17 protein-coding genes are annotated in these 25,404 nt (G+C 61.2%); 14 read left to right on the forward strand and 3 right to left on the reverse strand.

Annotated features, from left to right (window positions below; all coding sequences use genetic code 11):
* Positions 1 to 7 precede the first annotated feature (7 nt).
* Both puhE and hemA read left to right on the forward strand, forming a co-directional pair.
* Positions 8 to 847: a putative photosynthetic complex assembly protein PuhE gene (gene puhE, locus EHO51_RS17225; protein ID WP_124739880.1), complete on the forward strand. Its 840-nt coding sequence runs from the start codon at positions 8 to 10 to the stop codon at positions 845 to 847.
* Positions 848 to 910: 63 nt separating this feature from the next.
* Positions 911 to 2,212, forward strand: a complete 1,302-nt coding sequence (gene hemA / locus EHO51_RS17230; protein WP_164479461.1) for a 5-aminolevulinate synthase — start codon at positions 911 to 913, stop codon at positions 2,210 to 2,212.
* A gap of 134 nt (positions 2,213 to 2,346) precedes the next feature.
* Here the strand turns inward: hemA and EHO51_RS17235 are convergent, their stop codons facing one another.
* On the reverse strand, positions 2,347 to 3,486 hold the full coding sequence (locus tag EHO51_RS17235) for an MFS transporter (RefSeq protein ID WP_245434646.1): 1,140 nt from the start codon (positions 3,484 to 3,486) through the stop codon (positions 2,347 to 2,349).
* Positions 3,487 to 3,636: 150 nt separating this feature from the next.
* A complete protein-coding gene (locus EHO51_RS17240) occupies positions 3,637 to 3,930 on the reverse strand; it encodes a general stress protein (RefSeq protein WP_124739883.1) in 294 nt (97 codons plus the stop codon).
* Positions 3,931 to 4,481: 551 nt separating this feature from the next.
* On the opposite strand from EHO51_RS17240, the gene EHO51_RS17245 reads away from it, so the two are divergent.
* The 5 genes from EHO51_RS17245 (at position 4,482) to EHO51_RS17265 (ending at position 10,884) form a co-directional block, all read left to right on the forward strand.
* Complete coding sequence (locus tag EHO51_RS17245) at positions 4,482 to 4,874, forward strand: hypothetical protein (protein WP_245434647.1); 393 nt, start codon at positions 4,482 to 4,484, stop codon at positions 4,872 to 4,874.
* Between the two features lie 194 nt (positions 4,875 to 5,068).
* Positions 5,069 to 5,839: a sensor histidine kinase gene (locus EHO51_RS17250; protein ID WP_124739884.1), complete on the forward strand. Its 771-nt coding sequence runs from the start codon at positions 5,069 to 5,071 to the stop codon at positions 5,837 to 5,839.
* The gene (gene fixJ, locus EHO51_RS17255; protein ID WP_124739885.1) at positions 5,836 to 6,456 is read left to right on the forward strand and encodes a response regulator FixJ; all 621 of its coding nucleotides are present in this window, start codon (positions 5,836 to 5,838) and stop codon (positions 6,454 to 6,456) included. Before EHO51_RS17250 ends, fixJ begins: the two co-directional genes overlap by 4 nt.
* Positions 6,457 to 6,710: 254 nt before the next feature.
* Positions 6,711 to 7,040, forward strand: a complete 330-nt coding sequence (locus EHO51_RS17260) for a response regulator (protein ID WP_245434648.1) — start codon at positions 6,711 to 6,713, stop codon at positions 7,038 to 7,040.
* A gap of 442 nt (positions 7,041 to 7,482) precedes the next feature.
* Positions 7,483 to 10,884 carry a PAS domain S-box protein gene (locus tag EHO51_RS17265; protein ID WP_124739887.1) on the forward strand — a complete coding sequence of 1,134 codons (3,402 nt, stop codon included), beginning with the start codon at positions 7,483 to 7,485 and terminating at the stop codon, positions 10,882 to 10,884.
* Between the two features lie 25 nt (positions 10,885 to 10,909).
* Here EHO51_RS17265 and EHO51_RS17270 read toward each other — a convergent pair whose 3' ends face one another.
* Positions 10,910 to 11,251 carry an antibiotic biosynthesis monooxygenase family protein gene (locus EHO51_RS17270; RefSeq protein ID WP_026222724.1) on the reverse strand — a complete coding sequence of 114 codons (342 nt, stop codon included), beginning with the start codon at positions 11,249 to 11,251 and terminating at the stop codon, positions 10,910 to 10,912.
* 685 nt (positions 11,252 to 11,936) lie between these two features.
* Here EHO51_RS17270 and EHO51_RS17275 point away from each other — a divergent pair.
* The 7 genes from EHO51_RS17275 to EHO51_RS17305 are packed head-to-tail and all read left to right on the forward strand — an operon-like array spanning position 11,937 to position 25,404.
* Entirely contained in the window at positions 11,937 to 14,369 is a 2,433-nt protein-coding gene (locus EHO51_RS17275) for a TonB-dependent siderophore receptor (protein ID WP_124739888.1), read from the forward strand.
* A gap of 15 nt (positions 14,370 to 14,384) precedes the next feature.
* Positions 14,385 to 14,672, forward strand: coding sequence for a hypothetical protein (locus EHO51_RS17280; RefSeq protein ID WP_124739889.1), 288 nt, complete (start codon positions 14,385 to 14,387; stop codon positions 14,670 to 14,672).
* Positions 14,669 to 14,953: a hypothetical protein gene (locus tag EHO51_RS17285; protein ID WP_124739890.1), complete on the forward strand. Its 285-nt coding sequence runs from the start codon at positions 14,669 to 14,671 to the stop codon at positions 14,951 to 14,953. The genes EHO51_RS17280 and EHO51_RS17285 overlap by 4 nt, the downstream gene beginning before the upstream one ends.
* A 15-nt stretch (positions 14,954 to 14,968) precedes the next feature.
* Positions 14,969 to 16,570 carry a PepSY-associated TM helix domain-containing protein gene (locus EHO51_RS17290; protein ID WP_124739891.1) on the forward strand — a complete coding sequence of 534 codons (1,602 nt, stop codon included), beginning with the start codon at positions 14,969 to 14,971 and terminating at the stop codon, positions 16,568 to 16,570.
* Positions 16,567 to 17,931 carry an enterochelin esterase gene (fes, locus tag EHO51_RS17295; protein WP_124739892.1) on the forward strand — a complete coding sequence of 455 codons (1,365 nt, stop codon included), beginning with the start codon at positions 16,567 to 16,569 and terminating at the stop codon, positions 17,929 to 17,931. The genes EHO51_RS17290 and fes overlap by 4 nt, the downstream gene beginning before the upstream one ends.
* 4 nt (positions 17,932 to 17,935) lie before the next feature.
* Entirely contained in the window at positions 17,936 to 18,160 is a 225-nt protein-coding gene (locus tag EHO51_RS17300) for an MbtH family protein (protein WP_029648402.1), read from the forward strand.
* A gap of 44 nt (positions 18,161 to 18,204) precedes the next feature.
* Positions 18,205 to 25,404 (forward strand): non-ribosomal peptide synthetase, encoded by a 7,200-nt coding sequence (locus EHO51_RS17305; RefSeq protein ID WP_245434649.1) that lies wholly within the window; start codon positions 18,205 to 18,207, stop codon positions 25,402 to 25,404.

Here is a 25,404-nt window from a genome sequence, read left to right on the forward strand (position 1 = left end):
GCGCCGTATGTCCGACTATGCACCGCCGATCGTCGCGACGCTCCTGCTCTGGTGGGGGAGCACCGGCGTGCTGCTCTATCTCGACGGCCTTTCTCGCCGCACATTCGTGTGGAGCATGGCGGGCGCGACCGCGCTGTTCGCGCTGGCGCTATGGGGCATCGTCGCGACGCGCGGCGAAACGACGGCCTCTTCCGCCTACTACGCGTTCCTTTGCGGACTGACCGCGTGGGCCTGGCAGCTCGTGAGCTACTACATGGGGTTCATCACCGGCCCCTGCAAAACCGCCTGTCCGCCGCATTTGCGCGGCTGGCCCCGCTTCGTCGAGGCGGTGCGCACGAGCCTTTACCACGAAATCGTGATCATCCTATGCGCAGTCGCGCTCGTCGCGCTGACTCGCAATCAGCCCAATCAGATTGGCGCGTGGACCTTCCTCATCCTTTGGTGGATGCATACGAGCGCCAAGCTCAATCTCTATTTCGGCGCGCCGAACCTCAGCGAAGAGTTGCTGCCGGAGCATTTGCGCTATCTCGCGACCTTCATGACGCGCAGGCCGATGAACCTGTTTTTCCCGCTCTCGGTTAGCGCGTCGACCATCGTCACCGTGCTGATCGCGCAAAAGGCGCTCGTCGCGACGACGGATTTCGAGCTTGTCGGCTTTACAATTCTCGCGACGCTCATGGCGCTCGCCGTCGCAGAGCATTGGTTTCTCGTCGCGCCGCTGCGCGCCAATGCGCTCTGGTCCTGGGGCGTAAAAGAAGGTTGTCCGGACGAAGCGAATGAATACGACCAGCTTCGTATCGTCACGATCGAGGCGCCTCTGCGCCGCTCGCGCGTCAGTGAGGTTTAGCGCCCGTAGAATGGCGCGTCTAGGGAAGTTGCGCCGATGGAGAGTCACATGAATCCGATGGCTTTGACGTACGACCAGCACTTCCAATCGGCGATCGCGCGGTTGAAGATGGAGAAGCGTTACCGGGTTTTCGCCAATCTCGAACGCGACGCCGTTCGCTTTCCCACTGCGCTGTGGCGTCCCGAGGGCGAAGAGCATGCGCCGCGCGAAGTCACGATCTGGTGTTCCAATGATTACCTCGGGATGGGCGGCCACCGCGCCGTGGTCGACGCGGCGCGAGACGCTCTGGACCGCCACGGCGCCGGGGCGGGGGGCACGCGCAACATCTCCGGCACCCACAATCCGATCGTCGAGCTCGAGGCGGAACTCTCCGATCTGCATGGCAAACCTGCGGCGCTCGTCTTCACATCGGGCTGGATCTCCAATCTCGCCGGCATTTCGACGGTCGCGTCGCTGCTGCCGAATTGTCTTATTCTTTCCGACGCCCTGAACCACAATTCGATGATCGAGGGCGTTCGCCGGTCGGGGTGCGAAAAACAGATCTGGCGTCATAATGACGTCGACCATCTCGAGGAATTGCTCAAGGCGGCGGGCAACGAGCGGGCCAAGCTGATCGTCTTCGAAAGCCTCTATTCGATGGACGGCGACATTGCGCCGGTCGCGGAGATCGTCGCGCTTGCTGAAAAGTACAATGCGCTGACCTATGTCGATGAAGTGCATGCGGTCGGCATGTATGGCGCGCGCGGCGGCGGCATCTGCCAACGGGAAGGCGTCGAAGACCGCATCGACATCATCGAGGGCACGCTCGCCAAGGGCTTTGGCGCGCTCGGCGGCTACATCGCCGCGAGTCCGGCGATCGTCGATGCGGTCCGCAGTTACGCGCCGCAATTCATCTTCACCACCACGCTGCCGCCGATGGTTGCGGCCTGCGCTCGCGCCGCCGTTCGCCATCTCAAACATTCGGGAGACGAACGCGCGCGTCATCAGCACATGGCGATGTTGACGAAACACGCCCTGCGCGCGGCCGGCCTGCCGGTGATGGACAACAAATCGCACATCGTGCCGGTGATGGTGGGCGATGCGGCGCGCTGCAAGGAGGCGAGCGATCTGCTGCTGCGCCGCCACTCGATCTACATTCAGCCGATCAATTATCCCACCGTCGCGCTGGGCACGGAGCGCCTGCGAATCACGCCGACGCCGCGCCACAATGAGGCGCATGTCGCCGAACTCGTTGAGGCGCTGGTGGACGTCTGGTCGTCACTGAGATTGCCTTTCGTCGAGGCAAAAGTCATACCGCTGCGCGCGCGCCAAGCCGCCGCCGAGGCGCACTGCACCTATCCGGAGATGAAACGGGCGGCCGAGTAAAAATGGCTGACGGCGCCGCAACCACATAGCTGCGTTCCGGCGACGAACATGTTGGCGATGCTCGTCCAGACGATGAACGTTTCGCCGAACAGCCCCTACGCCGCAGACATGCGCGCTTCGGTCGGTTGAGCGGCTCACAGGCCGGTCTGAAGTTGGGCGCGTCGCGCGAAAATGCAGCTGGCGATCAGTCCGAGCATCGCGAATAGGCAGACGACCGAGAACACGTAATTGTGCCCGGCGGGCCCCGGCCACCGGTCGAGCAAATAGCCCATGAGCGGCCCCATAAAAATATCCGGCGCGTAGCCGATCACCGATAGCAAGCCAACCGCGCTTCCTGTGTGCTCCATAGGAATGTTGCCATCTTGCATGATCGCGAAATACAGGCCGCGCAGCGCGAAGACGCCGATGCTGGTGAAGACGATCGTCAAAACAAACGTCCATACCATGCCCGCGCCAATCGCGCCGGAGGCCAGCACGGAGCTCCCGGCTGCGAGAAGCACGAAACAGCCGATGATCATGAAGGGCGCGCCAAGCCGCTCAGCTAGGTAGCCGGCGCCAATGGCGGCAAATGGTCGTATCCAGAGCGATGCGACGCCGGCCCGCGCCGCCTCTACCTGATTCAGGCCAATGACCTGATTGGCGTACAGCGAAAAGTCGTCGATCGCCTTAAATCCCACATAAGCGCACAGGATCACCGCAGCCTGCAGCCAGACTGACGGCATCGCGAACACGCGGGCGATGTCGCTTAACGACCCCGTCGCTTGCGCCGGCGTTTTACGCTCGGGCAGCGCCAGCCAGATGAGCAAGGCGGCTGCGCAGGTCATCGCGGACATCAGCAGGATGATCCACCGCAATGATTCCGTGCGCTGCGCGAGACTGGATATTTCGCTATCTTCTGGCAGCAACGCGGCGAACAGGACCACCATGATCGACGCCATGACGGCCGCCAGCGCGCCTCTGCCGCCTTCGAGCAATCCGAACGCGCGACTTTGCGAAAAGTTGAGGCCCCACTCACGCGTGGCGCGGATCAACGGCGCCCAGAACAGCGCGATCGTGGTGATTCCCCAATACCCGTATAAGATCGCCAGCGTCGACGGGGATGGAACCGCCATCATCACGAGGCCGCCGACGGCGGTGGACGTCAATGCGACAGTCAACATTGTGCGTGCGGGATATCTGTCGGCGAGCGGGCCGCCGAACACATACGCGGCCATTGCAACCACGCCATAAACCGAATAGGCGGCGCCGAGTTCGAGATTGGTGACGCCGAACACATCGAGGAGCGTAGGCCGAAATACGCGAGGCAATACGAAAGGCAGCAGAAAAACCGATTCCCCGGCGACAATCAGCGTCGCGATCGCCAGTCCTCGCTGCGGCGCGAAGCGCGCGTCATGCGCGAGCAGTGGCGCCGGCGCTACGATTTTTTATGCGCCTCCTGAAATGACGTCATCCTCTGGGCGTGTGTTGCGCGACGCATGGCCCCCTTTTTTGCCAGCTTGCGACGCAAGCTGGCGATCGACAGAAAAACTGCGCTTTGCCGCGTTGACCGCAAGCCCGCCTTTGCGTCCCGCCGACGACGCAAGCTCGGGACTTTTGGCGAAACTGCGCTGGTCGCTCGGTACGCTCCTGCCACCCTTGCGCGCAATTTCACGTTGCCGCTCCGGCGTCATCGACGCGAAACCCCTCCGGGACTTGGTGGCCGCCGTTACCGTATCCATCAGTCGCGCTCCAATTCTGCGTCGAAGACGCTTCCGCACCAACCGAAGCTGCAGAAGCCGCTCAACAGCAAACCAGGCAAAGGCGCCGGCTTACCTTTTCGAAAGGCGGCTGAGCGATGTTCATATTCGCTGAGACTAAGCCGCTGCCAAGCTGGTAATCTTACGTAGAAATTAGATTTTTCGAACGATCAGAGTCGATCAGTGGTCCACCCGTTTCGTGAGGCCTGCGGTCTCGGGCCCATCAGTTAAGAACTTCCTTTGACGGTAAGACTTCAGTAAGAGTTCGCTCTGGCCGCCCTGATACTGCGTAACGGAATCTTTCCCGTCCCACGTGCGCACTGTTCTCTTGCTTTTGTCCGATGCGCCAGTGCGGCTATACCCTGAATACAACAAACCGGCTGACTCAATATTCCTCTTACGTAAGTCTACCAATTTTGCCTTACGCGCGAGCGTGCTCTTATGCCGTAGGCGTCGATCTCTCCAAGTAAAGGCCGCCGCGAGAGCGGCAACAGCGCCTTGAGCAGAGCACGAAAACACGACGGGAGCATCCAATGTTGTCGGTGTCGCGGCGTGTGGAGCAGTCGAGTCTCGGACCGCGTGAAGGGGTTGCGACGGTTTCACCCAAGCAGAAACAGCTGCTTGCGAGCTACCTGCTGAACCTGCAAAAGGGCGAGCGGTTCGTATTCGAGATGATCGTGCTGGATATACAGCGACTTGTGGATATCGGCGCACAGTCGCTTGCGACAGACGTGTTCGTCGTCCTTCGCATGTTCATGCGGGACCGTCCGCAGTTCGACGCCGTGGTGCGGCGTAACCGCATGTTCAAAGGCTTGTCCGATAATCGATCGACGCGGCGGACGCTCGATTCGCCTTTTGCGGCGAACGGCGAGAGGCAAACTCAGTCTGCACTCCACGCTAAGAGAGATAAACTATCCTTGGCGTGAACTCTGCCGCCGCCCATAGATCTTGGCGCGCCTTGGTGCTCGGTTCAGAAAACCGCGATCTAACCGGAGAGGCGGACGCGCCGCAAAAAGAATAGCGACCGGGGCGGGGCGCTGATACGCTTACGGCGATCTAAGCCGGAGTTCGGGTTTGCCGAACATGCGGCGTATGGCGGCGAGCGCGACGGAAGTTTGGGTTGAATCAGGCCAATAGGGTCGCTCCGGTGGATGATGCTGGTCCCAATGTATTTGGCGTTAGTCGTAAAGAGCTCGAACGCCTGAGAGCCATTAGCGGACTGGCTGCGACCTTCGCCCACAACATCAACCAGCCGCTGACAGCGGCGAGCGCCTATCTCAGGGCGGCGCAGCGCCTCACAGGCGGGCTTCCGAAGGAAGCGGTCGCGCCGATCGTTGGAGCGCTCGACAAGGCTGTCATGCAGATCATGCGCGCCGGTCAGGTCGTCCGCAGTCTGAGCGAGCTTGTTGCGCAGGGCGAGCCAGACAAGACGCTCGTGAGCGTTAATTCGTTGATTGAGGAGACGCTTTCCCTCTTCGACGCGGAGGCCGCCGAGGCCGGCGTCTCGATCAGCAAGCGGCTGACCACAGACGATGATTGCATCGTCGCCGACCGTGGGCAGATCAGACATGTTCTGTCGAATCTTATACGAAACGCCATTGAAGCGATGCAGGATTTGCCGCGACGCGAGCTGCTGGTTTCCACAGAGACGCAAGCTGCAAAGGCCATACGCGTTGAAGTTCAAGACACCGGCTGCGGACCGGGTGGAAGGGAAAACGCCGATCCGCTTGATCTCTTTGCATTGCGGAAAGAGGGAATGGGCATTGGGCTGTCCATTTCCCGCGCAATCGTCGAAGCGCACGACGGCCGGCTGTGGGCTAAGGTCAACCCCGAAGGCGGCGCTATATTCTCCTGTGATCTTCCGTTACGAGGACGAGACTTCAGCGGATGAACTCGGGAACGGTTTTTGTCGTGGACGACGATGCGGCGGTGCGCGACGCCCTTCAGCTTCTACTCGAATCTGAAGGGTTCGCCGTCACGAGTTTTCCGTCGGCGCCAGCTATGCTTTCGTCCATCGGGCCGGAAAGCGCCGGGTGCGTCATCGCTGATGTTCGCATGCCGGAGGTGAGCGGACTCGATCTGATCTTCGAGATGAAGAACCGAAATCTTCGTCTGCCGATCATTATCATCACCGGCCATGGCGACGTGCCCCTGGCCGTCGAGGCCATGAAACGCGGCGCTGTGGATTTTCTCGAGAAGCCGTTCGATGACGATGCGCTCTTCGCAGCCGTCAAGCGCGCGCTATCGACGCACGAAGCCGTGCAGTCGCGTTATGCGGAAGAGCGGCTGATCTCCGAAAGATTTGAGTCGTTGACCAAGCGGGAGCGCGAAATTCTCGAAAGGCTCGCGGAAGGCCGCTCGAATAAGGTCATTGCCCATGATCTCGGCATCAGTGTGCGCACGGTGGAAGCGCATCGCGCCAATGTCATGGCGAAAATGCGCGTCAAGAACCTCGCGGAGTTGGTCCGAATGTTTCTCAACGGTCGGAATATGAGCTTCGGCGCGTGACGTCGCGAAGCGTCATTCGCCAACTCCGCGTCGTCGATCATGCGTCGCAGGTAATTTGGGTGCGCTGAGGATGCCTTGCCATAATGCGCGCGCTAAGCATCCAAGTGAAAACCGCCGAGCGCAAGAGGAGCGAATTGGTCATGCGAGCGCCACTCTCCCCGGCAGATGCTGTCCAACCGAAGGAGTGCTCCGTAACGACGCCCTCGGCGCGGCGTGTTCTCGTCATCGACGACGATAGGGACGTCGCCGACAGCATGGCGATGCTGCTGGACGTGATGGGATGCGACGTGAGAACGGCCTATAGTGGAGCGGTGGGCATCTCGCTCGTGTCCGCTTTCCAGCCGAGGATCGTGTTCCTGGACCTCGGCATGCCCGAGATGAACGGCTATGAAGCCGCGCGTCTCATTCGCAACGCGCCGGCCGGTCAGCAGGCGCAGCTTATTGCGCTCTCCGGCTGGGGGCAGGAACTTGACAAGAAGCGCACCCGCGAGGCGGGGTTCGACCGCCATCTGGTCAAGCCGGCCGATATCGAAATTTTGGAAGAAATCCTCGCCGCGTGTGGGGACGAATCACAGCAGATTTAGCGTCATATCGGCGCACGCATCTTGGAACGCCGCCTCTTAGCAAAGCCTTTTTTCGGGACTCCCCCTCATCAAACCGCTTTGGCCGCCCAGTTTGGCGCTCCCGCGCGGCGGCACGCGCCGGCGGCGATGGCGGCGTGAGCCGCAGCCGGAGCAAAGCCGCTAATGCCGCGCCTCAGCTAGATTTTTCCTAACCGCCGGCGTTAGAGAATGTCGCGGCGGCGAGCCCGTCCTGACATTCCTGTCGGGGAACATCGTGAGGACTGAGCTCCCTGGCGCGGCTGCGCAAGCGTCCGCGGATACGTCTTGCGCGATAGCAGTTGCGCTAACGCTTAAGCCGCCCGGAACTAGCGTCATCCAGACGTCCGGATTGCGCCGGCCAAGCTGTGCAATAGGGCTGGATCGCTGCTTGGCGCCTGAGACATTCATGTCCATCGGATAGCAAATGACCTTTTCAAACATGGACACTTTCTGGGTTGTAAACTGGTCGACGGATGTCGACGGACAATGCAATTTTATCGGCCGGCAATGGACAATAATTACCGGTCAAACAGCCGAAGCTGCGATGGGAGAAGGATGGCTGAAAGCCTTCCACGCGGACGATCTGGAGCTGGTGAAGGTCGAACTCGGTTTGGCGGGACGATCAGAGCGCCCGTTTCAGATCATCGCAAGGCTTAGACGCAAGGACGGCCAGTTTCGCTGGGCGTTGGCGGTCGGCGCGCCGCACTATGATGAGCAAGGCGGATTCGTTGGCTACAGCGGCTCCATTATCGATTTCCATGATCGGATAGATATAACCGAGCGCAAAGAGCGCTTGGACGCGTTGCGGCCAAGCGAAGAGCGCTATCGTTCGCTCTTTGAGACGAGTCGCGATGGTATCGTCACCGTCGATATGAGCGGCCGTATTCTCGAAGCCAATCCCGCTTACCAGAAGATGCTCGGCTACACTCTCGAAGAGCTGAAGCGTCTGACGTATCAAGAGCTGACCCCAGAAGTCTGGCATGACATGGAAGCGGCGATCGTGCGGGAGCACATTCTTCCGCGCGGCGAATCTGCCGAATATGAGAAGGAATATATCCGCAAGGATGGAACCGTATTTCCGATAAGTCTGCGAACGTGGACCGTTGTCGACGAAAGAGCTCATATTGTCGGCATGCGCGCCTTCGTGCGCGACATCACCGAACGCAAGCAGGCGGAAGCGGCGTTGCGCGACAGTGAGGAACGCTTCCGCGTATCCTTCGCAAACGCCTCGATCGGCTTTGCGATGAACGGTCCGGACGATACGCACCTTAACGCCAACCGCGCTTATTGCGGGATCACCGGCTATACGCGGCAGGAACTTCTTTCCCTCAAGGGTTCGGAACTGATCCATCCTGAAGATTGGCCAGCCACTCGGGCCTTGGCCGAACGGATGCTCGCCGGCGAGATACCTGGCTTCGTGGTCGAAAACCGCTACATTCGCAAGAGCGCTGAAACCATTTGGGTCCGCAAGAGCGTCTCGCTCATTCGCTCCGCCGATGGCGCGCCACGGTGGATCATCACTCTCGTCGAAGACGTCACAGAGCGAAAGCGGGTCGAGGAGGCGCTGCGGCAAAGCCGCAACGATCTCGACCGCGCGCAAGAGGTCGGAAAGATTGGCTGGTGGCGTCTCGACGTACGCCGGAACGTTTTGACCTGGTCGGACGAGAACCATCGGATCTTCGGCGTGCCGAGGGGGACGCCGCTCACCTACGATAGTTTTCTTTCCATCGTGCATCCCGACGACCGGGCCGATGTCGATGCAAAGTGGCAGGCTGGCCTGCGCGGCGAACCTTACGACATCGAGCATCGGATCGTGTCCGGGGAGGAGGGCAAATGGGTGCGTGAGAAGGCCTATCTGGAATTTGACGCGGCGGGCGCGCTTCTCGGCGGCTTCGGCATTACGCAGGACATCACGGAGCGAAAGCAGGCGGAGGAGGCGCTCCGCGAGAGCGAAGCTCGGCTGCGGCTCGCGACCGAGGCTGCGAAGATCGGCGCCTTCGACTGGCGCATCCTGACGGACGTGAACATCTGGACGCCGGAATTAGAGGCCATGTATGGGTTGGCGCCGGGCGAGTTCGGCCGGAGGCGGTCGGCCTGGGAGCAGTTGCTGCACCAAGAGGACCGCGCGGGCGCGGTCGCCAAGGTCAACGAGACGCTGGCGACGGGCGAACCCGTCGAGCATGAGTGGCGAGTCGTCTGGCCCGACGGCAGCGTGCACTGGATTGCCGGGCGGTTTCAAGGCTTCAAGGACGCGGCCGGGAAGCCAGTTCGCCTCACAGGCGTGAACATCGACATTTCCGAGCGCAAGCGGGTCGAGAAGGCGCTGCGCGAAAGTGAGCTGCGCTATCGCTCTCTCGTCGAAGCGGCGAGCGCGATCACATGGAGCTGTCCGCCATCCGGACTGCATGAAAAGCCGCAACAGGAATGGATGGCCTTCACCGGTCAGACCGCCGAGGAAATGCTGGGGGACGGCTGGACCAAGGTCGTTCACCCGGATGACCTCGAGGCCGCGGCGGCGCGGTGGCGAGAAGCGGTCGGCCGCGGCGAGCCGTTTTGGAGCGAGCACCGCATCCGCCGACAGGATGGCGAGTGGCGCTGGATGCGCGTTCAGGCCGCACCCATTCGCGACGCGACCGGCAAGATGGTCGAATGGTTTGGCAGCAATACGGACATCAACGATCTCAAGCAGGCCGAACTGGCGCTAAGGGAAAGCCAGCAGCAACTCGAGCTGGCGCTGGAAGCCGGCCAGTTGGGATTCTGGGACTGGCACGTGCCCAGCGGCCGGGTCCAGTTCGGCGGCAGTTGGGCGTCCATGCTTGGTTATGAACTCAGCGAGATGGAACCCGACGTCCGAGCCTGGGAAAGGCTGATTCATCCAGACGAGCGTGAAACCGTTGCCGCTCGATTGTCCGATCATCTGGAGGGCCGCGCCGAAATCTATGAATGCGAGCACCGCTTGCTCCACAAAGACGGTTCCTGGCGCTGGATTCTGGACCGCGGGCGGGTCGTGGAGCGGGACGCAGCTGGCCGGCCGCTAAGGGCGATCGGCACTCATGCCGACGTAACCGCGCGCCATGAGGCTGAAAGCGCGCTGCAAGACGCCGACCGCCGTAAGGACGAGTTCCTCGCCACTCTGGCGCATGAATTACGCAACCCGCTCACCCCGATCCGCAACGCCGTGCATATCTTGAAGAGGAAATATGGTCCCCAATTTCCTGATGCTCCGCTGCTCGCTATGGTTCAGCGACAGGTCGATCATCTTGTTCGCCTCGTCGACGACCTTCTTGAAGTGTCACGGATCAGCCGTGGCAAAGTCGACTTGCGAAAGGAAAGCGTCGCCGTGTCGGATTTCTTGCGACACGCATTGGAGTCCTGTCAGCCGCTCATCGAAAACAAGCGCCACCGCGTAACCGTGAATGTCGCGGATGAGCCGCTGCGGGTTTTCGGCGACTCCGTCCGTCTGGCGCAGATTGCGGCCAATATCATCAACAACGCGGCGAAATACACGCCGCCGGGCGGGCGCATCGAAATCGACGCCGCGCGCGAGGGCGATGAAGTCGTTCTGCGAGTTCGCGACAATGGCGTCGGCATCAGCGCCGACATGATGCCGCGCGTCTTCGATCTCTTCGCGCAGACGGACGGCCAAATTCGGCTTTCCGAAGGTGGGCTCGGCATCGGCCTCGCGCTTGTGCGCAGCCTCGTGGAGATCCACGGCGGCCGGGTGGAAGCGCGCAGCGCGGGCGTCGGCCGCGGCAGTGAATTCATCGTCAGTTTGCCGCTCGCGGATCGCGCCTATCCAGCTGCGTCACGATCTTCGGGAGGCTGACGCCCCGTGTCTTGTAGCCTCAATCCTATTCTGCGGCAGTCGGCGCATAGTTTGGATTGGATTCGGTGAGAACCGCGTCGAAGCCTTCGAATTCGGGACCGCCCAGATAGAGATCGCGGTTCTGACCAGCGTTTTTGTGGGCCTCACGGAAATGTTCGGAATGCGTCCAATCGATGAAGTGCTGCCGAGTCTCCCACAGCGCATGCGACGCATAGAGAACGTGGTCCTCCCGCTCGGGCCCCTTGAGCAAATGGAAGACGATGAAGCCGGGCCTTTCCTGAAGCCGCGACTGACGCGACCGCCAGACGTCTTCGAAGGCCTGTTCCTTTCCCTTGACGATTTTGAAGCGGTTCATTGCGACAAACATGACTCGGCTCCTGTCATTGGTCTCGGCGGGTCCGCCAGCGTTCTTAGCTAATCGTCCTCAAGGCGAAAGGCAAAGAACCTGGTCGAAGCGGCGACGGCTTGGACTCGATGGTCCCTGATCTGACGTTCGCCGCATGCGTGATCAGCAACTCTCCGCCATATGGCAGGCCTTAACGCTCTTTCGCGCGGTAGCGGCTCCGCTAAGACCGCAACGCATTGTGGACCGGGGCGCCACCGAGAAGATCGCACGCGCTTCAGTCGCACTCGAACACAGCCGGGCGCAAGAACAATAGCAGAGCCCTCGGCGGCGTAAGCGCTTGCCGGTGAATCACGATTCGCTGCAAGCGTTGCGCCCAACCACGCGATCTGAAGCTCGATGTGTCTGCAAGGTCGGACGCAACTGAGACCAGCGCCCTTGCGATCCCCTCGGACCGTTTGCCGGGTGATCGAATTCTGTTGGCTTCGGCGCAGCACGGTGACTGTGTGCGTGTCAATTTGTTCACAATAAGCACAAAGTACTATCTACTTTGGAATGAGAATAAATACACGATATATATGGTACATATGTCACATGTGCTTAAAAGACTTCCGAAATAACGACTACATAATTGACGAAAAAAAAATATCCGCGCTAAGTGCTGCATACAACGCGAAGCGTCGCACTGCACAATAGTAGAGGCGGAAGAATGAATAAGAAGCATTCCATATTTTCCTGCCTCGAGTCTTGGAAGATCGGGAAGAAATCCCGGCTTGTATGTAATTTCGGCGCGCCGGTTGTGATCGCGCTCGAAATCGCATCGGCTTCGGCGCAGAACGCCTCGCAAACATTGCCTCCGGTGACCGTGGACGCTCCGCGCGAAAAGCCGCAAGCCAAACCGCGGCAACAAACGCAACGTCCGGTCGCGTCGACCGCGCGGGCGAGCAGCGTTCATCCGAGCGGCCCGAGACCGCATGTGGCTTCGACGTCGCGCGGCGCCACGTCCGCCGCCCCGCAGGTCGGTCCTCCGCTGCTCTCCGGCGCAAACGGCGTTGCGCCGTCTCCGCCGACGGGCGAAATCGGCAATCTTCCGCCGGCCTACGCCGGAGGCGAGGTCGCTCGCGGCGCACGGCTCGGCATGCTCGGCAATCGCGATTTCATGGATACGCCATTCAATGTGACCAGCTACACGTCGGCGCTTATCCAAAATCAGCAGGCGCGCACCCTGCAGCAGGTCTTGGAGAACGATCCGTCGGTCCGCATGGCGACGTCGGCCGGGCACATTCGCGAGAATTTCAGGATTCGCGGCTTCCCCGTGCTTGGCAGCGAACTCGCGCTCAATGGCATGTATGGTCTCGCGCCCGACGGCCATGTGCCGACCGAATTCCTGGAGCGCGTCGAAGTTCTCAAGGGGCCGGGCGCGCTGCTCAACGGGATGGCGCCTTTCGGCGCGGTCGGCGGCTCGATCAATCTTGTCACCAAACATGCGGGCGATGCGCCGATCACCAGCGTCAGCACAGATTACACATCCAGTTCTCAGTTCGGCACGCATATCGACGTCGGCCGGCGCGGCGGCGACCATAATCAGTTCGGCATTCGCTACAATGGCGTTTACCGCAGCGGCGGGACTACGCTCGACGAGCAGTGGAAAGTGCGCGGCCTGAATGCGCTGGCGCTCGATTTCCGCGAAGAGCGCATCAGGCTGTCGATCGACGCCTATCACAGCCAGGAAATCTTCAAGAACGGCAGCGCGTTCTTCGCGAGCTTCAGCGGCATTGGCGTGGCCGCGGCGCCTCACTCAAGCACGAATCTCTTTGTCGGTTCCAACGCCCGCTTCGAAAACGCGGCGGTCATGGCGCGCGGCGAGCTGGATGTCGCTGAAAAGGTCACCGTTTTCGCTGGCATCGGCTTCTTGGACAGCCGAAATTCCGGCTTTACCAATGGAACCCAGGCGCAAGGCGTAAACCTGCTCGGCAACTTCACCGGAACGCGGATCGTCAATCTGCGCGGCTACACCAATACGCTTTCGACGCAGGGCGGATTGCGCGGGGAGTTGGACACGGGACCGCTTCGCCACAAATTCGTGGTGAGCGCCTCGGCGCTGAAATTCAGCCAAAGTTCCGAGTTCGGATCCATTGGACCTTACAGGTCCAACATTTATCTCCCCGTCGTGCCGCCTCAGGCGCCGCCGCCGCCGGTCGTTCCGAATACAGCGTTTCGTTGGGGGCAGCCCTATTTCGCGACCGACCCGAGGAAGACGGGAGAAACCTACCTCGCGAGTCTCGCCTTCGCCGACACCATTTCGGCCTTCGACGAACGTATCCAGTTCATCGGCGGCCTGCGCAGCCAGCGCGTGATGACCAAGACTTTCCAGGCCAACACAGGCTTTGAGACCAACTCCTACGACAGCCATCGCCTCTCGCCGGCCTATGCGCTGATCGTCAAGCCATTCGACAATCGGCTGTCGCTTTACGCCAACTATATCGAGGGCCTCAGTCAGGGCTTGCGAGTCACCAATCCGCTCGCAACCAATTATAATGAGACATACCCACCCTTCGTCTCAAAGCAGATCGAGACGGGCGCGAAGCTGGATTTGGGCATCCTCGCGAATACGCTGAGCTTCTACGAGATTACGCAACCGACTCTTGCGACGGTGACGAGCGGCGGCCTGATCAGTTACAAGCCCGTCCAGCAGCGCAACCAGGGCATAGAGTGGAACGTCTTCGGCGAGCCGATTCCGGGTTTCCGCGTGCTGGGCGGCGTCACCTATATGATCGGCGTCATCACGCAGAGCGCTGACGGAAAGACCACCGGGAAGAACGCCTTCGGCATACCAAGATGGCAGGCGAACTTTTATGGCGAATGGGACATTCCCTATCTTGCGGGGCTGACGGCGGAAGGACGCGTCATCTATACGAGCGCCCTCTATGTCGACTCGTTGAACTATTACCGAATTCCTGAATGGGCGCGGTTCGACGCGGGGCTTCGCTATGCGACGAACATATACGGCGTGGACATGACGCTGCGGGCGAATGTGAACAATCTGTTCGACCACAGCTATTGGTCCGGCTCCGCCAACGACGGCTTCGCCACGCTCGACGCGCCGCGCACCGTCCTCCTGTCGACGACGTTCAACTTTTAAGGATGGGAGCGGACGATGAACCTCTCGCCCGCCGCTATTCAATTCGCCGCCTGCGCGGCCATCGCGACGGGCGCCGCCGGCCTCTATCTCGGCGCACAGAACCAGCGCTGGCTGTCGCGGCCTCTGCCTGCTCTGTGGAGCGGCCTCGCTGGCGCGGCGCTGCTGCCTCTCGGCGTTTTTCTGTGGGGTCAGACGGTTCAGCTTTCGACCGCGATTTTCGCGACGCTCGTTTTGATCATGCTTCTGTTCATCGTTTTCCCATGCGTGGGAGCGCTGCGAACCTTCATCAGGAAGGCGCCATGAGTCGGATCAGACGCGATTGGGTCAGCAAAACCTCGGCCGGCGCCATTCTGGGCTTCAGCCTCGCGATCGCGCTTGCGGGCGTCTTTGCGTGGCTCAGTCCCGGCGGACTCGCAACCCCGAATAAATTTCAGCTCGTGATGTGGCTTATCGCGCCGATCTGGCTGACGACGCTGAGCCTGTGTTTCTTCTTTTCGAGCGGTATACGCGCCTGGCTCTGGCTGGGCGGCGTAAATCTACTGGCATACGCCGGCCTATTCGCCTGCCGCCTTCTCCTACGCTAATCGGGACAACGCACGATGCGCAGCGACGTTGTTCGACTCTATAAGATTGTCCATACCTGGACAGGCATCACCGCCGGGATGTTTCTGTTCATCGCCTTCTACGCCGGCTCCATCACGGTGTTCGCCGAGCCGCTCGCGCGCTGGGTTGCATCCCCCGCTCCGGTCCGCCTCACCGCCCTTGCCCAAGCGGATGAATTGATCGCGCACACGCTTGCCGTTCGCCCTGACGCAGCGAAGGAATTCACACTTTATCTCACCGATACCGAAGATCTTTGGACACGCCTCACATGGCGAAAAGGCAAGGACGACAGGACGCCGTGGTCGGCGGAGCTCTCTCCCGAAGGCGACTTGCGCCTTGCGCAGTCATATCGCTCGAGTCTTGCCGACTTCGTCGACAACATTCATCGAACCGCTGGCATTCCAGGCGCCAATGACATCGGCGAGACCATCATGGGCGTCGTGAGCGCCGTCTATGCGGTCGCGCTGGTGTCGGGCTTGATCATCGTTCTGCCTTCGCTCGTCAAGGATCTCTTCGCCCTGCGGATAAGCCCCAATCTCAAGCGCATGTGGCTCGACGCGCATAACGTCGTGGGCGTCATCAGCCTGCCGTTCCACATCGTCATCGCGCTGAGCGCGGTTGTTTTCTGCCTGCACGACCAGCTGTACGACGCGCTCGACTACGTCGTCTATGACGGCCGTCTGAAGTCGGTCATGGCCGCGAGCAACCCCTTCAACTCTATCAAGAAGGACGAGCGACCTGCGCCGATGCTGCCCGTCAACACGCTCCTTGAGCGGGTGAAGGCGGCGTCGCCGAGTTTCGTCCCCGCCGAGATGCGTTACCGCAACGCTGGACTTCGCGGCGCCTCGGTTCAGGTTTGGGGTCATGACGCCCGCTATATGACGAGAGGAAAGGGGTTTGCGGTCATCAGTCCGGTCACCGGCGAGATCGCCAACACGGACTATCTGCCGGGCAGAGAGGGAACTTGGACGGGCGTCGTGGCGACGTTCTTCGCCTTGCATTTCGCTACCTTCGGCGGCGATATCGTGCGTGTCTGCTACTTCCTTCTCGGCATCGCGGGCGCCTTCCTTTTCTATTCCGGCAATTTGCTTTGGATTGAGTCTCGCCGGCGAACTGAACGGCGAAACGGTGGGCCCGTAAATCAGAAGTTATCGACGCGGCTGATGTCCGCCGCTACGGTCGGCGTTTGTCTCGGCGCGATCTGCGCGATCTCCATCACGATCGTGGCAGCGAAATGGTTGAACGGCCGCGTTGCGAACATCGATGTGTGGCACAATGGCGTTTATTACACCGTGTTCCTTGCGAGCGTCCTTTGGTCGTTCGTCAGGGGAGCGGCCGCGGCCAGTGTTGAGCTTCTCTGGCTTGCCGCGATAGCCGCCGCTGCAATTCCTTTCACCTCACTGCTCAGTTGGGCGTCGCCTGCGCTCGGCATGCAAGGTTCGGCGAGCCTGGCCGCGCTCGGCGTCGACCTCGTCGCGCTTTCCGCCGCCTTAGTTTTCGTCTGGATGGCGCGCTCTGCAGCTCATCGCGTGGAATATGGCCCCGCCGACAGCGTCTGGGCCGCGTCACATCGGCAATTGCAGGAGGCGACGCGATGACGACGCCCTGCGAGCAATTGTTGGAAGCGCGCTTCGGCCGAGACGTGGGCTCCGATCGTTGGTGGCGTCGGGTCGCCATCGAAGGCTGCCCGATTGTTCAGGCGATAGGCGGGGACCTGGCGCGCGTATCGTTCTTGTGGCGAGACCCCGAAGGCGATGCGACGGCCTCAAGGATTCGATGCGTCTACATCGATATCTGCTCAGTCACCGATCATCATAGCAATGAGTCCGCCTCTTTGGAGCGGATCGCCGGAACGGACGTCTGGCATTGGTCCTTCGAGGTAGAGGCTGAATGGCGCGGAAGCTATTGCTTCATTCCTCTCGACGACGACCATCTCCTTGGCGCACAGGGCGTTGGCCGCGAAACGACTCCGAAGGAGTGGTGGCGCTCCGCGCTGAAGTTCGCGCAGACCGATCCGTTGAACCCCAACCTTGGCCATGTCGGTCTGCGCGGACAGCCGTTATCCGCGGCGCATCTTCCGCAGGCGCCATTCCAAACGGCGTGGCGAGACGTCGACCGCAAAAACCGCGCAGCAGCCGATCAAAGCCGCCTGCATCTGATGGAATGGAACAGCGCTCGGCTGCGTAACAGCCGCCGTGTTTGGATTTATCGCACGGGCGCGACGCCTAAAGGAGGAAAGCTTCCTCTCGTCGTGCTCCTGGACGGCCAATATTGGGCCGAAGCCATGCCGGTCTTCTCGGCCCTAGATCATGCCACGCAAGCCGACTTGCTCCCGCCCAGCGTCTATGTGCTCATCGACTCGCTCAACGCAGACATGCGAAGTCGCGAACTCGCGTGTGACGAAGCCTTTCTGGAGGCGGTTCAGCAGGAGCTTTTGCCAATCGTGGCAGGCCTCGCGCCGTACGGCCACGATCCGAGCAAGACCGTCATAGCGGGACAGAGCTTTGGCGGACTCGCGGCGCTTTTCGCCGGACTTCGCTCGCCAGAATGTTTCGGTTGCGTGCTCAGCCAGTCAGGCTCGTTTTGGTGGCCGGGAGGTTATGTGGGGGAGGAGGTGCGCCCGCACGTTCCTGACACGCGCGGCCATGCGCGAGACGTCGTCGCGGATTTGATCGAGAGCAGCAAGAGCGGCGTTTCCCGTCTTCGCGTCTTTCTTGAGGCTGGAAGCTTTGAGAAAGTCATTCGCGTCGCCAGCGACCGCGTTCACCGGACTCTCATCGACGCGGGGCACGACGCCCACTATCGCGTCTATTCGGGCGGGCACGATCCGCTCTGCTGGCGTGGCGGATTGATCGACGGACTGTCCCTTCTGCTCGCCGACCATCGTGCGGCGCCCGCCGGCGTTAAGGCGTCTCGCTCGGACGCCTCAAGATTGGCGATTACAAACGCGAGGGAGTGAATGTGTGAACGACGCGCAGCCAAATCCATTCGACGACGAAAGCCTTACGTTTCTCGTTCTGGTCAACTCCCAGGGACAACACAGTCTCTGGCCGACATTTGCCCCGGAGCCTGCAGGTTGGCGACGGCTCTTCGGTCCGAGCGATCGGAGCGACTGCGTAAAATTTGTCGATGAGCACTGGACGGACATGCGCCCGAAGTCTCTTCGTGAGGCTTCTCGTCCGCGCTAATCGAATGATTTTGTAAACAGCCTTTCTTTCGAAGGGAAAGACAAGTGCTTCTTGCTCCGACTTTGCGACCGTCCGTGCCGATCGCGCTTGAACTCCCGCTCATTGCCGCCCAACCGGGCATCTGGATGGGCGATCAGGTTTCACCGACGCGAAACGCCTTCATCGTTGCACAATATGTGGAGCTGTGTGGCGACGTTGATCTTGAATCTCTGCGCCGCGCCATTCGCATCGGACTTTCCGAGGCCGATACAGTTCACGCCCGATTTATCGAGACCGAGGGCCAGCTCTCGCAAATCATTCCTCAACGCATAAATGCTGGAGAGTCGCCCGATCCGGATGTCGTTGACGTCAGCGAAGAACCAGATCCGAAGGCTGCAGCGCTTGCCGTCATGCGCGCTGATCTAGCGGCGGATCTGCCACTGGATGGCGACGCGTTGCTTTATCGGCACGTCCTGATTCGTCTCGGTGAAACATCGAATGGCGAGCGCTGGTTCTGGTATCAGCGATACCATCATCTGATGGTCGACGGTTTCAGCTTTACCGCCATCGCGCGGCGCATAGCCGATATTTACACGGCGCTAAGGCGCGGCAAGCCTTTAGGGGACTCGCCTTTCACCTCCTTCGCCGAAGTCGTCGAAGAATACCAGTCCTATGAGGGCTCGAAGGCGCAGGAAGCAGACCGGTGGTTTTGGTTGGACCACGCCAAAAATCTGCCGACCCCGATCGCATTGTCACAGCCCAGAACGAAAATCTCGCAGGATGCGGATGTGTCCTTGCCGCGGCGGCGAAGAATATCTCTTCCGCCAGATGTTATGGCAGCGTTCGAGACGCAGGGCGTCACGATGCGCGTCTCCGGCGTCGAAATGGCGATGGCGGCCGTTTTTGCGTATCTGCATCGGATGAGCGGCGCGACGCGATTGACAGTCGGCATGCCGTTCATGCGACGCATGGGATCCATCGCGCTCTTCGCCGCAGGTCCTGTCGTGAACGTCCTTCCTGTACAGCTGAGCATGGCGCCATCAATGTTGCTGTCGGAGGCGGCGACAGCGCTTGCCTCCGAATTGAAGGCGGTGCGCCGACGCCAACGGTACGAAGCCGAACAGCTGCGGCGCGATCTCGGGCTGGTCGGCTCGGATCGCTCTCTCTACGGGCCGATGCTCAATCTCAAGATGTTCGATTATCGGCTCGATTTCGATGGCGTCGCGGGCGTGACGCATCAGCTGGCGTCGGGGCCAGTCGAAGACATGGAAGTCGATCTTTATGTCGACGACGGCAGACTGACGATTGATCTCGTCGCGAATTGCGATCGCTACGACGAGCAGGATCTGGAACTCCACGCGAAGAGGCTCGCCTGTCTCGTGGAGCGCCTCGCGGCGGATCCCAAACTCCCGATCGGCGCGGCGGCGCTCTTGACCGAAGGCGAGCGCGCGCTGATCGCGGCGGCGAACGACACGGCGAAGGATGTTCCACGGCTGACATTATGCGACATGCTGGCCGCCCAGGCGGCAAAGACGCCAGACGCTATAGCGTTGGTTGATGGCGACCATACGCTCACCTATCGAGAGGTTCGGCGCCAGGTCTCTCGATTTGCGCAAATGCTTGCAGACGCGGGGGTCGTCGCCGAGGATCATGTCGCGATCGCGCTTCCCCGGACTGTTCACTTAAGTCTTGCGATTCTGGCGGTGCTTGAAACGGGCGCCGCCTACTTACCTCTCGACATCAATTATCCCGACGAGCGACTGGCTTATATGGCCGAGGACGCAGCGCCGCGCGTGATCATCACCAGCGAGACTCTGCGAAGCCGGTTCGAAAACATGGGACCGGTTCTGATCTTCGATGAGCTTACGCCCGGCGTCGAAGAACATCCTTCAGCGCCAAAGACGACGCTCACGCCGGACCACCCGGCCTATATCATCTACACGTCGGGCAGCACCGGAAAGCCGAAGGGCGTCGTTGTCTCTCACGGCGCGGTCGTCAATCTCCTTTGCTGGCTTCAAGACGAATATGCGCTAAACGCCGACGACGTGGTTCTGCAGAAGACGCCCTGCAGCTTCGATGTCTCGGTCGGCGAGTTTTTCTGGCCCCTGACATGCGGCGCGCGTCTTGTGATGGCGCCGGAAGACGTGGACCGTGATCCCGAAGCCCTGCTTCAGGTCATCCGCGACTATCGAGTCACGACGATGAATTTCGTACCCTCGCTGCTTGCCGCCTTTGTCGCCGGCGTTCGGGCGACGGCGAACCCCGCGCGTGACGCTGTGAGCCTGCGTGCAGTGTTCTGTATTGGCGAGGCCTTGTCCAAGGAACTCGCTGAGGCTTTCGAGAACCTGTTTCACGCCCCGCTGCATAATGTCTACGGACCGACCGAGGCGACGGTCGAGGTGACGTATCAGCCTGCATTCGGACAGGCGCTCGCGTCGGCGCGGGGACCGGGTGTCCCGATCGGGCGGCCCTTGTGGAACACAGGCTTGCGCATATTGGACTCGCGCTTGCGCCCCGCGCCGATCGGCGTCGCCGGCGATCTCTATCTGACGGGATCGCAGCTTGCGCAGGGCTATTGGCGCCGCGCTTCGCTGACCGCCAGCCGCTTCGTCGCCGACCCCAAAGCCGATGGCGCGCGCATGTATCGAACCGGCGACATCGCGCGCTGGCTGCCTGACGGAACCGTCGATTATCTCGGTCGTAGCGACGATCAGCTTAAGATTCGCGGCCAGCGAATCGAGCTTGGCGAAATCGAAAGCGCTTTGCGGGATCAGCCTGGCGTTGGGCAGGCGGCGGTTATCGCGCGCATTTTCGGCTGCGGGCATGCGTCGGCGCTTGCTTCTGACGCTCGACAACTCATCGGCTATGTCACGCCCGCGACGCGCGGCGACGAACTCGACGGCGACGCGCTGCGCGCGGCGCTGGGCAAGCGCCTTCCTGCCTATATGACGCCTGTTGCGATCGTGGCTTTGGAGGAATTGCCGCTGAGCGCCAACGGCAAGCTCGATCGGAAGGCTTTGCCCGATCCGTCCGAGGCGGCTCGGTCGAAAAGCCGACAGCTGCTTCCTGGACCCGAAGCGATGCTCGCCGATCTTATCGCCGGCATCCTGCGCGTGGACCACGTCGGCGCCGATGACGATTTCTTCTTTCTCGGCGGCGACAGTATTTCCGCGATAAGCCTTTGTGCGGTGCTGCGTCGGCGCGGCGCCTTGTTGCGGCCGCGAGACATCTTCGAGTGCCGCAGCGTCGCGCGTATGGCGAAGGTACTCGTGTCGAAGTCTGACGCAGCGCCCGCCGAAACTCTTGAGACCAACGAAATCAGCGAGGCGGAGCTGGATGCCTTGCGCGAGCGTTTCGGTCCGATCGCCGCCGTATTGCCTGCATTGCCGTTACAAGAAGGACTGCTGTTCCATGCCCGGCTCGGCGAGCAAGCCAGCCGCTACAACGCTATCTCCCGCTTTGATTTCGAAGGTCCGCTTGATGTCGAAAGACTGAAGGATGCGCTGGAGACGCTGCTCCGCCGTCACCCCCAGCTGGCCGCCATCTTCGACGTTCAACAGGGCGCAGCGCTGCAAATCCTTCCGCTGCTCGATGAGGGGTCCAGTCTACGCCACTGGCCATGGAAGCGTTGCAATCTCGACGCATGCGATGAACAGCAGCAAGTCGGCGAACTCGACCGTCTCGAGCGGGCGGAACTCGATCAGGATTTTCTTGGCGCCGAGGCGCAGGAGCGGATGATGGCGCAGGCGACGCTGGTGCGCCTTGCCGGCGACAGGCATGTTCTGCTCATCTGCTCGCATCATTTGATCGGCGACGGCTGGTCTTCAACGATCATGCTGCGAGAGTTGCTGGGCGCCTATGCGGGTTATGCGCTGCCGGCTCTCACGCCCGATTATCCAACGGTCGTGCGTCGCCTCACAAGCCGCGACCCGGCCCCGGCGCGTCTCGCCTGGCGAGAGGCGCTGCAGGGCGTTGCGCCGACATTGCTGTTTGAAGACAAGGGCTTCGGCGCCATTCATGAGCTACCGCTTAATCTTCGGCCCGGGTTCCTGGAAGAACTTGAGGCGCTGCGCCGCAGCCGTGGCCTAACGCTCAACACGCTGATGCAAGGCGTGTGGGGCGCATTCCTTGCAACAATGACTGGTCGCAACGATGTCGTCTTCGGGTCGCCGATGTCGGGTCGTTCCGAGGCGATCGAAGGCGTCGAAGCGCATATCGGACTTTTCACCAACACGCTGCCGGTCCGTTTGCGGCTGCGCCCGGATCAGCCGCTGCTGGAGCAGCTTGCCAATGTCCAGCAGCGACAAATTCGGCTGCTGGAGCATGACGGCGTTGGGCTTGGCGAAATCCAACGGCTTTGCGGCGTTTCAAACCTGTTCGACACATTGCTCGTGGTGGAGAATTATCCGGAAGACGCGAAGTTGTTCGCGGCGGACTTCGGCGGTCTGCGATGCGTCGGCGCCCGCAATCGCGGCTATACGCATTATCCCTTGACGCTGATGGTTCTGCCGGGCCGGCAACTGGAGCTGCGGCTCGAATATCGCGAAGGCGTCAAGGAGCCGGAGCGCATTGCCCGCCGTGTGACGAAACTGCTCGAACAAATCGTCGACCGACCCGATGCGCCGCTCTCTGCGATGGACGTTTTGCTGACCGAGGAGCGTGATCTGCTCGCGCGCGTCAACGCGACGAAGGTGGCGAATCATCCGAGCACCCTGTGCGAACTGCTGGCGGACCAGGCGCAGTGCACGCCGGACGCCATAGCGCTGGTCGACGGCGAGTATGCGCTGTCCTACCGCGAGGTTCGGCGGCAAGTGACGGCGCTCGCACGCAACTTCGCGGCTGCCGGCGTCACGGCCGGCGACATCGTCGCGATTGCGCTGCCGCGATCTGTTCGACTCGTCATCGCGCTGATGGCCGCGCAAGAAGCGGGCGCCGCCTATCTGCCGCTCGACACCGGCTATCCGGAAGAACGTCTTGCGTACATGGTGCAAGACGCCCGACCTCGCCTCATCGTCACCACGTCTGAGCTGCAGGATCGCTTCGAGCGATTGGGCGCATCGCTTGTCTATGATGAGCTGTTGGACGGCCCCAACGAAAACGCGGTGCGGACCGAGACTCGTTCTCCAAGTCCCGAAGATGCGGCCTATGTCATCTATACCTCCGGCTCGACCGGTCGTCCTAAGGGCGTGACGGTCTCTCACAAGGCGATCGTCAATCGTTTGCGCTGGATGCAGCATGAGTACCGATTGAGCGCGGACGACGTCGTCTTGCAGAAGACGCCAAGCAGCTTCGATGTGTCGGTATGGGAGTTCTTTTGGCCGCTGATGACGGGCGCACGTCTCGTCGTCGCGCCGCCCGAAGCGCATCGCGATCCACGCGAGCTGCTTCGGCTCATTCAGGATCACCGGGTCAGCGTGATCCATTTCGTTCCGTCAATGCTCGCGACCTTCGTCGCGAGGGCCGGATCCGAGTCCGGCCATGCGGCGGACTCCAGCAGTTTGCGTCTCGTCTTCTGCAGCGGCGAAGCGCTGTCGAAAGAATTGGCCCGGTCCTATGAGACGTTGTTCAGCGCGCCGCTGCATAATCTCTACGGTCCGACAGAGGCGGCTGTCGACGTCACCTATCAACAGGCCTGCGGAGTTGGCGCGGACGACGCTGCTGCGGCGGCCAGCGTTCCCATCGGCCGGCCCGTGTGGAACACAGGCTTGCGGGTTCTCGATGGCTGGCTGCGGCCGACGCCCGTCGGAGTCGCTGGCGAACTTTATCTTTCTGGCGTCCAGCTTGCCGATGGTTACCTCGGCCGCCCGTCGCTTACGGCCAGTCGTTTCGTCGCCGATCCTTTTGCGGACGGCGAGAGAATGTATCGCACAGGCGATATCGTCCGCTGGCTCGCGAACGGAACCGTCGAATATCTTGGTCGAGGCGACGACCAGATCAAGATTCGTGGCCAGCGGATCGAACTCGGCGAAATCGAAAGCGTGCTGCTGGAGCAGCCCGGCGTCGCGCAGGCCGCGGTCATAGCAAGAGCGACGGGCGAACGCGTCGGCGGCGGCGCCGATGAGCGTCACTTGATCGGCTATGTCGTTCCATCAAGCGATACGGAGCTTGATGGCGAGGCGTTGCGCGGCGCGCTCTTGCGTCGTCTCCCCGGCCACATGACTCCGACGGCCGTAGTCTGCCTGAAGGAATTTCCGCTGAACGCCAGCGGCAAACTGGACAGAAAGGCGTTGCCGGCGCCGGGAGGCGCGCTTCATCGCCAAGGCCGCAAGCCGCTTCCGGGAATTGAGACGATTCTTGCAGAAATATTCGCGCGCGTTCTTGAGATCGATGAGATCAACGCCGACGATGACTTCTTTGCGCTCGGCGGACATTCCCTGCTCGCTATGCAGCTTGCCGCCGCGTTGGAGACGGAATTCAAGACGCCTGTCTCCGTCGGTGAAGTCATCGTCAATTCGAGCGTTGAGCGGCTTGCGCGCGCGCTTTTCGACGAACAAGCGGGCGAAGAGCGCAAGGCGGGCTTCGGCGAAGTTCTGCATCTGCGCTCGGGCGCCGATGCGCCGCTGATCTGCATTCATCCCGCTTCTGGCTTTTCGTGGCAGTTCAGCGTCCTTACCCGCTACCTCCAAAGCGACTGCCCCGTGATCGGACTTCAGTCGCCGCGGCCGAACGGAGTCATCGCCGTCTGCGATACGATGGATGAGGTCTGCAAGAGACATCTCGAAACGATCCGCAAAATTCAGCCTCATGGGCCTTACCGGCTGCTCGGCTATTCGCTTGGCGGCGTAGTGGCGCAGGCGATCGCTGTGCGACTTGTCGAAGAAGGCGACGTGGTCGACTTTCTCGGACTGCTCGACACCTATCCGCCAGAAATCCAGGACTGGACCAGACCGCCGACGGAAGACGAAGAGAACGAGATCGAGAAGGAGCGCGCGCTGTTCATGAACGCCTCCAAAGACGCTCTCGATTCGGCCTTGGCGAAGGAAAAGGCCGAGATGTTCGGCAATATCATGCGGAACTACGAAGATTCAGTGCGTCTACTCTCCACCGCGAGGACGGCGCGCTATCCCGGAGCGGCGACGCTATTCGTAGCGAGGCGGACCTTGCCGCCGGGAATGGACGTCCAGGAGACCTGGCGTCCCTATGTGGGCCAGCTCAACGTCGTCGACCTGGACTGCGCCCACACGGACATTGTCTCTCCGCGCTCCCTGCAGGCTTTGGGGCCAATCCTCAATCGCTTGCTGCGCGACAGAGAGGCGAGGAGCTAG

It is taken from the genome of Methylocystis rosea (genome assembly GCF_003855495.1).
Taxonomy (GTDB): domain Bacteria; phylum Pseudomonadota; class Alphaproteobacteria; order Rhizobiales; family Beijerinckiaceae; genus Methylocystis; species Methylocystis rosea_A.